Source organism: Endozoicomonas acroporae, from assembly GCF_002864045.1.
GTDB classification, from domain to species: Bacteria; Pseudomonadota; Gammaproteobacteria; order Pseudomonadales; family Endozoicomonadaceae; genus Endozoicomonas; species Endozoicomonas acroporae.
The window spans coordinates 54562-65630 of sequence record NZ_PJPV01000089.1; the positions used below are offsets into that span (position 1 = coordinate 54562).

10 protein-coding genes are annotated in these 11069 nt (G+C 50.0%); 1 reads left to right on the forward strand and 9 read right to left on the reverse strand.

Annotated features, from left to right (window positions below; genetic code table 11):
- Position 1: 1 nt before the first annotated feature.
- The 9 genes from CX664_RS15585 to menD all read right to left on the reverse strand — a co-directional run bounded on the left by CX664_RS15585 (position 2) and on the right by menD (position 9439).
- Positions 2–238, reverse strand: coding sequence for a hypothetical protein (locus tag CX664_RS15585; RefSeq protein WP_146000045.1), 237 nt, complete (start codon positions 236–238; stop codon positions 2–4).
- 181 nt (positions 239–419) lie between these two features.
- Positions 420–1292, reverse strand: coding sequence for a U32 family peptidase (locus tag CX664_RS15590; RefSeq protein WP_101747635.1), 873 nt, complete (start codon positions 1290–1292; stop codon positions 420–422).
- A 133-nt stretch (positions 1293–1425) separates the two neighbouring features.
- Positions 1426–2433 carry a ubiquinone anaerobic biosynthesis protein UbiU gene (gene ubiU, locus CX664_RS15595; RefSeq protein WP_101747636.1) on the reverse strand — a complete coding sequence of 336 codons (1008 nt, stop codon included), beginning with the start codon at positions 2431–2433 and terminating at the stop codon, positions 1426–1428.
- Between the two features lie 317 nt (positions 2434–2750).
- Positions 2751–3392: an RNA 2',3'-cyclic phosphodiesterase gene (gene thpR, locus CX664_RS15600; protein ID WP_101747637.1), complete on the reverse strand. Its 642-nt coding sequence runs from the start codon at positions 3390–3392 to the stop codon at positions 2751–2753.
- Positions 3393–3515: 123 nt separating this feature from the next.
- Positions 3516–4916 (reverse strand): o-succinylbenzoate--CoA ligase, encoded by a 1401-nt coding sequence (menE, locus tag CX664_RS15605; RefSeq protein ID WP_101747638.1) that lies wholly within the window; start codon positions 4914–4916, stop codon positions 3516–3518.
- A gap of 25 nt (positions 4917–4941) precedes the next feature.
- Positions 4942–5946 carry an o-succinylbenzoate synthase gene (gene menC, locus CX664_RS15610; protein ID WP_101747639.1) on the reverse strand — a complete coding sequence of 335 codons (1005 nt, stop codon included), beginning with the start codon at positions 5944–5946 and terminating at the stop codon, positions 4942–4944.
- Positions 5947–5949: 3 nt separating this feature from the next.
- Positions 5950–6789 carry a 1,4-dihydroxy-2-naphthoyl-CoA synthase gene (gene menB, locus CX664_RS15615; protein WP_101747640.1) on the reverse strand — a complete coding sequence of 280 codons (840 nt, stop codon included), beginning with the start codon at positions 6787–6789 and terminating at the stop codon, positions 5950–5952.
- 20 nt (positions 6790–6809) lie between these two features.
- A complete protein-coding gene (menH, locus tag CX664_RS15620; RefSeq protein ID WP_101747641.1) occupies positions 6810–7637 on the reverse strand; it encodes a 2-succinyl-6-hydroxy-2,4-cyclohexadiene-1-carboxylate synthase in 828 nt (275 codons plus the stop codon).
- Positions 7634–9439: a 2-succinyl-5-enolpyruvyl-6-hydroxy-3-cyclohexene-1-carboxylic-acid synthase gene (menD, locus tag CX664_RS15625; RefSeq protein ID WP_101747642.1), complete on the reverse strand. Its 1806-nt coding sequence runs from the start codon at positions 9437–9439 to the stop codon at positions 7634–7636. Before menD ends, menH begins: the two co-directional genes overlap by 4 nt.
- A gap of 184 nt (positions 9440–9623) precedes the next feature.
- On the opposite strand from menD, the gene CX664_RS15630 reads away from it, so the two are divergent.
- Positions 9624–10895, forward strand: a complete 1272-nt coding sequence (locus CX664_RS15630; protein WP_146000046.1) for a hypothetical protein — start codon at positions 9624–9626, stop codon at positions 10893–10895.
- The last annotated feature ends 174 nt before the right edge of the window (positions 10896–11069 follow it).

The window sequence follows — 11069 nt, forward strand, 5'->3', positions numbered from 1 at the left end:
GTTATCCATCCTTTGGGCAGAAAAGATTCAAGCGGGATTGTATTTTATGGCTACGCAGCAGGAACCAGAACACAATAACCAGAGGGTAACCCTGACTCAGCTTCGCAAGAATATCTATCAACTTGTCATTGCGGTCTTTCTCCACAGTAGTGATCTGGGCATGTCTCCAGGAGGCTGTCTGAGAATAGACTGCCCTGCGCAGCAACTGCTTCTGTGTTGCTCTAACTCTTGCATCCATGTCTTGCGGTGGCAGCAAACTGGCCCTAAAAGCCTTGAACCACAAAGACACGAAGACACAAAGGAAGCCTTTTTTGTTTGCCAGGCGTAGTTCAGGCAAGTCAAAAAAAACTTTGTGTCTTTGTGATTCCCTTCTTTTCAGGGCTTTTGCAACACCCTTACCTGTGGTTATTCCCTGTTACTCAATGGGTTATGCCAGGCTTCCCTGACCAATAGCCATTACAATGTTGAATGTCAGAAGTAATAACCTTACTACTCAACGCCATTGCCTGTGCCAATTCATCGGCCACTTTTAAAATATCCCCTGAATGCCCGGAAAGACGCATGGCCTTCACTCCGGCACTGGCCATCACCTGCCACTGATCCAGAATATTATGACAACTACCAGACAGTGTCTGAATACCGTTGATGGTAAACAGCGCATCACCTTCCTGGGTCGCCAGGGGAATACCTGCTGATGACTTAATACAGCTGAACTCGCAGCTGTCTTTGCTCAGCTCATGGGTTCGGGCGGTAAAACAGCGGGCCGAGTAGGCCAGTGGTAGATAGCCATAGCTGAATACCTCGGCTTCCAGATCATCAATGCCCAGCTCTGGCAAACGCCCCATAATCAACTTAAGGTGCTCAAAAGAGAGTTCAACCGGCAAAACCCAGCGTTTTAAACCGGTACCATGCAGAACCTGCAATGCTTCAGCACTGTACAGGTTCACCGAAGGACCGGTAATAAAAGGGATGCCCGCTTTTGATAGATAGTGGACAGCGGCCATATCATTGGCTTCTACAGTAAAGTCTCCGTTCTCACAGACCTTGCCCACCTGAGCCAGTTCAGACTCAGCTTCAATCAGCGTCAGTGTCGATAGAACAACTTCTTTGCCTTTAGACTGCAATAACCTGGCAATGGCTAACCAGTCATCCAGCTTCAACTCACGTCTTTTCGAGCAGACGACTTCTCCCAGGTAGACTCGTTCAAAGGCGGACTCGGCTACTTTCTCATAAAACGCCATAACGTCTTGTTTAGGCCAGAAGAACAGTAGTGGGCCAAGGGTAATTTGCATAGTTTATTCCCTGTCTGCGCCGGGCATTACCCGGAAACGCGATCTATCAGCCACAAAGAAAGCAAAGCAGGTAAACCTTTGTGGCTTCGTGTCTTTGTGGTTTAAATCAAAAGAAACAGCCAAGCAGCCAACATCACTGCCAGGGACGGTTATAGGCACCCAGTGTAGTCTGGCTACCTTCAGACAAACGGGAAAGCCCAGCCATCCAGCGTTCATTGGTGGTAAAACGGTCCGGATTCGCCCGGTAATGGTCCAGCGCTTCCCGCCAGATTCTCACCACTTCGGCAACATAGGCCGGGCTTCGCTGGCGGCCCTCAATTTTCACCGCACTGATACCAGACTGATAAAGCTGAGGAATCAGATCCAGGGTATTCAGGCTGGTAGGCTCCTCAATGGCATGACTGACCTGATCATTCACCGTAAAGCGCCCCTTGCAGAGGGTTGGATAACCGGCCTGCTCATGGTGATCAAAACGGTCGATCAACAAACCTCCCAGTCGGGTTTCCATCCCATTGGCCGTTGTCTGCCAGCGCACAGCGGATGCGGGAGAACAGGCACCGGCAGTATTGGGTGATTCCCCTGTCACATAAGAAGAGAGAATGCAGCGCCCTTCAGCCATAATACAAAGACTGCCAAAGGCAAATACTTCCAGTTCCACCGGGCTTTTCTGAGCCAGTCGCTCAACCTGTTTTAACGACAGCACCCTGGGCAGTACTGCGCGCTTGATACCAAAATGATCATGATAAAAAGACAGGCTGGCCTGGTTAGTGGCAGAAGCCTGAACGGAAAGATGAAGATTAAGATCGGGGTATCGCTTGCTGGCATAGTCCAGCACGCTGATATCGGCAGCAATCAGGGCATCGACACCGAAGTCGGCACACATATCCACGGCTTTTTTCCAGCGGTGCCAGTTGGTCGCCTGGGCATAGGTGTTTACCGCAACAAAAAGCCGCACCTTTTTTCCACGGGGATTTTTATGAACGTAGTCCAGTGCCTTCATGGCCCGCTGATCAGAAAAGTTCAGACCGGCAAAATGGCGGGCATTGGTTTCATCACGAAAGCCGATGTATACGGCATCAGCACCATTATCGACAGCGGCTTTCAGGGAAGGAAGGTTACCGGCAGGACACACCAATTCCATAGAGAATTATCCAGTAGTTTTTGCGCAGCATAGCACGCTGAACAAAAAACCGACTTGATGCTTATCAAGAAATGGCCAGAAAAATAAGTATCAACACCTAGCACATGGTTTCAATGAGTTTGACGGGTTGTCATGCCTCCGCACTCCGTTCGTCCTGAGCCTGTCGAAGGGCGGAAACTCAGGACTCTGAGATCGTGCCAGGCACCCTTCGTCCGTGCATCCTGAGCGGAGCCGAAGGGCGCTCAGGGTGAACGGAGATTGTATACGTCAAGCTCATTGAAGCCATGTACCAGGCAACCATCTACTCATCAGTGTTTTCATGCGCTAATAGCAAGAGGCAACAACGGGAAAGCATGGAGAGATTTATATCGCGTTCCCATTGCAGTGCTCTCACTTTCCAGTAATACCACCTCACCCACCGTCATCCGGAAACTGGGAAGGTTAAAATACTGACTATGGGTGACATACCTTGGTCGTTTAAACCGCCCAAGGGTTACATGGGGGCGAAAATTCCGGGTTTCAGCACTGAAGCCTGACTGCACTGCTGCCTGCTCACAGATATCAGCAAGCCGTTTTAACTCCTGTCCTGAATGCATCTCCAGGGCCAGCACCCGAGGGTTTCGGCCATTTGGAAAGAAACGAAAACAACCGGTCATACTGTCAAAGGTATGGTAGTCCGCCAGATCATTTTCAAGATTGCTGATTAACTGCTGTAACTGTTGGGGGGAGCTATTGCCCAGGAATTTAAGGGTAATGTGCTGCTGCTGGGGGGCTACCCAGCGCAAGTCGTGATCATGTCCTTCACCGGCTCGATGAATGGCTTTCTTATGCAGCGTTGCAGCCAGTTCAAGAGGAAGTTTTACGGCAAGAAAAGCCCTGACCGGGGAATTATGGGACAGCGCCTCATCAAAAGAGGCCGGGGTGCTGGAAGCGTTGTAGCTAATGGGGTTATTTTTCATATTATTCTAACTTCAACGTCTGACTGCTAAATTCAAACCAATTGCACCCTGCAATTTGGTTTGGCTAAGTTTGTTGAACCTAGTCTAGTACATGGTTAGCAGAAATCTGCCTATATCGTCGTATTATTCCAAAAGTGCCTGAAAAAAGCGGCGATTAATCTTGATACCTGATTCCGCTACCTGCTCAGGAAATAAACGAATATGTACCGGCACTTTGAATTTAGCTATCTTGCCTGCCAGCCTCTCTTTTGTAAATGATTCATTCAGGGTACCGTCCACCGTCTGAACATAAGCCACAGGGCGCTGGCCATATTCAGGATCCATAATGGCAACGACCACCGCCTGGACAATCTCCGGGAAGGTCAGCAAAGCCTGCTCAATCTCTTCAGGATGAATATTCTCACCCCCTGAGATCAACATATTATCCATACGACCAAAGACCTGTAACTGGTCACCATGCCAACGCCCTTTGTCACCGGTATTAAACCAGCCACGGGTACCCGCAAATGGCGTCACCTCGCCCTGTTGAAAATACCCTTTGGCCAGAGTGTCGCCACGCACCTGAATCTCGCCTTCCTCTGTTAAACGAACCTCACGCCATGGCAATACCGCTCCGGAAGTAACACCACTACCGGTAAACAGAGGCTCTCCGGTACACACCTGGGAGGCCATCTCGGTCAGACCATAGCTGGTCAGAACAGTGACCCCCTGTGCTTTTACCGCCTCCACCAGCCTCGGGGAAGCAACGCCGCCACCCAGCAGAATATAACGCACGCCCAAATCGTAGAGTGATAGCCCGGACTGCAGCAGCCTGAACAATTGGGTATTCACCAGGGAAAGATGGGTCAACCGCTGCCTGGTCAGCATATCATCCAGCGACAACCGACGTTCAAACAGCACCATTGTGATACCAGCCAGCAGGCAGCGCATAACAATGGCCAATCCGCCCACATGAAACAGCGGCAAGGATAACAGCCAGGTATCACCATAGGTTAATGGCAAGGTATGCATTGAGCCCAGGGCGCTAAAATAATGATTTTTATAACTGTGCGCTACCGCCTTTGGGATGCCCGTCGTTCCAGAGGTGGCGATCAGGTCGAAAACGGCTTCAGCATGGATCTTAATGGGCTGAAGGCGGCTCTCCGATCGTGGCCGCATGTGAGCAATCCATCGATGAAAATCGATACCCGCACTGTCTGCCACCAGCGCAGCGCCAATACGATCACGATATCCCGACATTTGCGCTTCCGGAAACGCCGGGTTTACCGGACAGAAAACCCATTGAGAACGAAGACAGGCCAGAGCAACCACCACAGTGTCCAATGGTTTATGGGTGACAAACAGAAGACGGCTGCCCGCTCTCATGCCCTTATTCCGGTATATGCGACAACACTCGTTCACCCACGTATCCAGCTGCCGAAACGTGACTCCGCCCTCCTCCAGCTGAATCGCTGTACAGAAAGACTGATGAATGGCTCGATAACGCAAGGGGCAGTATTGCAATTCGGGGAAGATCGTTTTCATCAACGGTGTTCTGCTATGCTTCTGTTCAGCTCTGTATTACTGAAAAAAAAGCGGGGTTAATGGCAACCGGCTGACCGGCAGTAATCCTTGCTGAGGTCAGGCTGTCGGTAAAAGCCGATAAGGTGTCCAGACCCGGTCGTTCTTCCGGTGTCCACTGAGCGCTGAGCTGCTCCAGTATGTGCAATCCAATAGACGACTCATAAGAAGAGCTGAAAACAGTCCTGACACCAACGCTTCTGCCGGTTGTCACCAGCTGTCGGCAATGGGCCAAACCACCCACCAGCGTCGGCTTGATCACAATGGCCGCCAGCCCCTGCATGGGGTGTAGATGGTATTTTGGGTGCTGGACCGTTTCATCCAAGGCGAAACGAAGCCCGGTCTGCTGGTAGAGTTGTGAAAATTCGGCCACATCCGCGGTCGGCTCTTCAATATAAGCAACTCGCTCGACATCAATAGAGGCAGCGACCCTGATGGCTTGATCCAATGTCCAATGCTGATTGGCATCCAGCTTGATGCTGACGGACGTTGGCAAAGCCTGCAAAACCTGGTTAATTCTGACACAGTCGTCTTCTATTGAGTCTCGGCCTATTTTCAACTTGAACTCGGTCGGCCAGTTTCCCTGCCACAGTGCCAGTCGGCGGAGGATATCCTCGGTGCTACCCAGCAACAGTGGTCCGGTTTCTGGCGGGTCAAACCAATGGTCCTGTTGCAACCACCACAGAGCCGATTCAATACCAAACAGCACTGACGGGACTGGCTGCAACCGCAGAACATCAGTGAGAGCACTGTTGAGAGATAACGGCCTGCCATCATTAACGGCCCGACAAAAAGCCTGAAGTTGTTCTTCCGCGTCTGCAAGGCTCTCACGGCTAAACCCGGGCAGTGGCGCTATGTCGCCATAACCCCACCGGTCACCGATACGCAAACGCAAAATCAGCCCTTCGCGCTTATTCAGGCGGGTATGCTTCAGCCATAACGGCTGCTTTAAAGGCAGCCGATACCTCAGGATATCGGCCTTACAGTCTTTCATGCTTCAGGAATTACGACCAAAGCGACTGAAATCCGGCTGACGTTTTTCCAGGAAAGCATCCCGTCCTTCCTGTGCCTCTGCGCTCATATAGAACAGCAGTGTCGCATTACCCGCCAGCTCCTGAAGACCGGTTTGACCATCGCAGTCGGCATTCATGGCGGATTTCAGGCAGCGAAGCGCCAGAGGAGAGTGTTGCAAAATCTCACGACACCATTCTACGGTTGTCCGCTCCAGCTCTGCCAGAGGCACAACGGTATTGACCAGCCCCATATCTTCAGCCTGTCTGGCATCGTACTGGCGACAGAGGAACCAGATTTCCCGGGCTTTTTTCTGACCAACGATACGTGCCAGATAGCTGGCACCAAAACCACCATCAAATGACCCCACTTTCGGGCCGGTCTGACCAAAGCGGGCATTATCCGCCGCAATCGTCAGATCACAAACCAGGTGCAGGACATGACCACCACCGATGGCATAACCGGCCACCATGGCAATCACCGGCTTTGGACAGGTTCTGATCTGACGTTGCAGATCGAGAACATTCAGATGATGAGTTCCTTTATCATCCTTGTAGCCCGAATCGCCGCGAACGCTCTGGTCACCACCGGAACAGAAAGCCAGATCACCGGCACCGGTCAGAATCACCACACCCACCGACTCATCAAAACGTGCCGACTCCAGGGCTTTCTGGATTTCTACAATGGTTTGTGGGCGAAAGGCGTTGCGCTTTTCCGGGCGGTTAATGGTAATTTTGGCCATACCCTCTGCCCGGTGATAGAGAATGTCCTCATAATCACCGCTGAGGTTTTCCCAGATCACACCTGAATCCAGCTGCTTGCTCATATCCAACTCCTTATAGCTCTTCAGAAGAGCTCTCTGAGCAACCGGGCCATAGCCTCTGGTTGCTCCCGATGAACATTGTGTCCACACCCGGTCACCGGGTGGACACTGTGTATCACATGCTCTGTCAGCAAATGCTGTCCAAGCTGCCCGAACTTGTGATCATTTTCACCATAAAAATAATGAACACATGTGGACAGTGGTGAACCGACGCTGCGCTGACAATCAGCCTTGAGCCGGGAAAGTGCCCGGCGATAGTCGGGCTGCTTCGATAGACTGAATGCCATCAAGGCATTAGCCAGAATCGAACCACTGCCTTTTGATCGCTCAGCAATCAAAGAGCGAATCTGGCTATCATCCAGGTCAGAAAAAACCGGCTGCTTATACCAGTCCAAAAGCACATCAGCCACTGATTCTTCAGTAAAGCGTCTGGCCCATTGCAGATCTGACCGATAACGTTCACTTCTTTCCTGCTCACTGACCAGCCCGGGATGCGCTCCTTCCAGTAACAGCTGCGCCACTCGCTGCGGGAAAGCAGTGGTATACGCCATAGCCAGACGTCCTCCCAGTGAATAGCCCAGCAGGTTGAACCGTTTCAGGCTGATGCCTTCCACCTGTTCAATGGTTTGAACCGTCTGTTCCAGGCGATAGCAGAAGTAGTCAGCGCCCAGCTTATCTTCCTCCAGCCACTGACTTGAGCCGTGGCCCGGCAGGTCAACAGTAATAAGGCAATGGTCGTCTTGCAGCGCTGCCAGCAAGGAGCCCCAGTCGTTTGCACTGCCCAGAAACCCATGCAGTAACACCAGAACTGGCGCATGAACATCACCAGCGCAGTAGTAAGACAGGCTCACAGTGTTTTCGCCATAGCGACGGCCTGTTCAATACTTTTTGCCCCAAGGCCAGATTCAGTAAAGACTTCAATAATGGCGCACCCAGCCTGACTGCAGGCTCTATGAAACTGCGCTGTAAAGTCATCAATGGATTGCGGTGCCGAGTAATCAATTCTGAACATCTCAGCCGCATGCTCTGCTGTAAGACCGTGGGGTGTGACAAAATAGTCATTAGTCACATGGGCAACCTCATTGCTACACCCTTTGGTGGTCACATAGAAAATACCACCACCGTCGTTATTGATCAGCACAATAACCAGCGGCGTTTTGCACCGTGCTGCCAATTGCAGGGAGTTAAGGTCATGGAGGAAAGAGATGTCCCCAATCAATAACACCATTGGCCCCTGATGTCCGGCAGCACATCCCGCCGCAGTAGCAATCAGCCCATCAATGCCACTGACGCCACGGCTGGCATAAACCCCGGGCAAATGGTGTGCTGAGAAGATATCCACCATGCGAATGGGCAGGCTGTTACCCAGAAATAAGTGGCTTCCGGATGGTAACAGTTCCCCCAGAGAAGCACCGAGCCATTGCTCATTAAGCTCCTCTGGTCGTTGACTTTTCAGCAATTCACCAAGCTTTTCTGCCTGAGCTGCAAATGGTTTGCTCCATTCCCTGTCAGCCTGTATCGCTTCGCTGTTGAGCAACAGTTGACGACAAACTGAATCAATGTCACCCACCAGGCGCACACTCTGCCGCTGTCCGGTATCGACTCTTCTGGGAGCGGGGTCAAGCATCCAGAATTCCTGCCAATGGTACCGGGCAATAAACTGATCCAATCGTTTCGACGTCAGGTAACCGCCAATCTGTAGCACACGGTCGACCTTATTGAATAGACTTTCGCTGGCAGAACTGGCCAGTAACAGGTCAGCATGCCTGAGGGTTTTCCGGTGACCGTGCAGCTGTGATTGAACATCGGCAATTAATGGCCAGCCCAGGCGTTCTGATAACTGCACAATGATATTAACGTCAGTCTCAGGCATCACCCGTCCCACCACAATCAGGCCTTTACCATCGGCAAAATGCTGCCAGCGACCACTATCGGGCAGCCGGGTTAACTCTGGTACAAAGTACTCGGTATAAGGCGTTAATGAGGCCATCCATGGTTGGATACTGGCAAGATAGACGTCATTTTCAATAGGAACCGTTGCTTCCACCTGATGGGGATAGAGCGGCTCCCGAAACCTGCAGTTGATATGCAGAGGCAGCCCCAGCGCTGATGACCGGGCATACGCCTGATCAATACTGCCCAGCAGCCAACGGAGGGAGATGGACCTGTCTGGCGTTGGCAAGTCCAGCGTCGCGCCGGTGTAGTTACCAAAGATATTCAACTGATCAATGGCCTGATTTGCACCGCAGTCAATCAACTCGGGAGGGCGATCAGCGGTCAGAACCACCAGCGGTATACCCGACTGGTGAGCTTCGATAATCGCCGGGTAGAGATTAGCAACCGCAGTGCCTGAAGTAGTGATCAAAGCCACCGGTTCTCCCGTGGCCTTGGCCAGACCCAGGGCAAAGAAACCAAGCCCTCGTTCATCGAAATGAATATGGCGGGTCATACCATGATGATCTGCTACGGCAAAGGTCAATGGTGCTGAGCGGGACCCCGGGGCAATACAGCAATGCCGGATACCCAGTCGCCACAGTTCTTCGATCAGCACTGCAGACCAGATGCCGTTGATATTTGCGTCGTTGTTTTTAACTGTCATGAAAAACTCACCGCATGAGCAGCCAGTGATGGTGGGACTTTCCAGATCTTTCATCAGGAAAGGCCTGAACTGCCGAAGATGATTCCAGCCCGGTAGTCATGGGCTGTTGATAGGGTTATGAACTTTTCCTCAATTTGAGACTCTAATTCCACAGGGTTATTTATCAAACCATTACTTTAACGGCTGCTTATATTCTCTACAGGCAGGTTCTGTCAAACATTTTTTGAGGTGTATTATTGTGGACACAACTTTTTCTGCTATTGGTAGGCCATCAACTTATCAAGAATCAATGGGCAATTCACCGAAGGAAATTGGTGGTGTCATCAATAAACTGGCCAAAAATTTTATTGAAAAATCTAATGAAATCGATGAACAACTGCAAACTAATGCCGTTAATATCAGTGATATCAGAAAATCATTATTTGCCAGAACCATTATTCGGTTGAACGATTTATCGTCAACACGCTTCTCGTTAACTCCCGGACTTTATCACCTGGCTAATCCTACTGATCCAGAATGCTGGGACTGGAATAAATGGCAAAAAAATTTAGTTGATAGCCAACAAGATAGCCAACAATATGATGCTATTGAAGATATCGTTAAAGATATACCTCTTGATCATAGAACTGATCTTTTGAAAGATTTTTTACGAGACATTGATCCACAATATTTCAATGATCATCTCATTGCAATAGTATTAAAAGATGACACCCCCAATCAATTTAGAGCAATACTTGAAACCCGTCGTATAGAAGCAAAGTCCTTTATTGAGACTGCGATCAAAAGAGGACTTGTGCAGGAAAATCTTATCAATAGAATATACAACGAAGGTATCCCTGATACTGGGGAAGCAGCTTCACGCAGTGCATCCGCCACCAGGCCAACACGTCACCAGGATTCCATTAACGCACTCCTGAATCGGGCAGCCTCACAGCTTGCGACAGAGTTCTCCAGATTATCTCTGGACCACGGAGACCTGCCTGACAACAGCACAAAACTTATGAGTCGGTTTATCTCTGTATTAAACACTGACTATCTGTGTGAGGTAGGGTTGTACGAAACCAACCCTGAACTTGGCAAATCTTCTGAAACTTCCAGCAACAACCCAACAACATTTATTGAAGAAGAGTGGAAAACCTGGCAATTCGCTCTGTACGAGAGAGATGATAGCGTTAATCAAGATTATTATGCTGCCAGGGAAGATAACAATAGTGAACTGATTATTTTACAAATCGAACAACTATTATTTGCAAACAGCTGTCCTCAACAAGACATTAAGAATGCCTTCCGATCAAATGCTGATATCCTCAGCTTACCGTTGAACTTCCCTGAAGTCGTTCTGGATGATGACAATCTGCTGGAACATTGTTTTGACGCTTGTCGTGCCAAAGGAATACCAATAAACAAAATTATTACAGGATTAATTGCATCAGGTTGTTTATCACAGGAATTAATTGATCAAATCATGGAATTGGGGATTGATAATTTATCGAATATCGTATACGACTAACCAGAACAAATGAAAGTATTACATTACTTTCATCGCTTCTGAACTTTTCAGGCTTGTCAGCAGGTACGTGAAGAGAGCGCTGCATAATCATGGTTACTGTCTTCACGTTGCCCTGCCTGACCCGACAAATAAGTAGTGCTGGAGTCAAGCAATAAGTGCAACAGACCTCCCAGT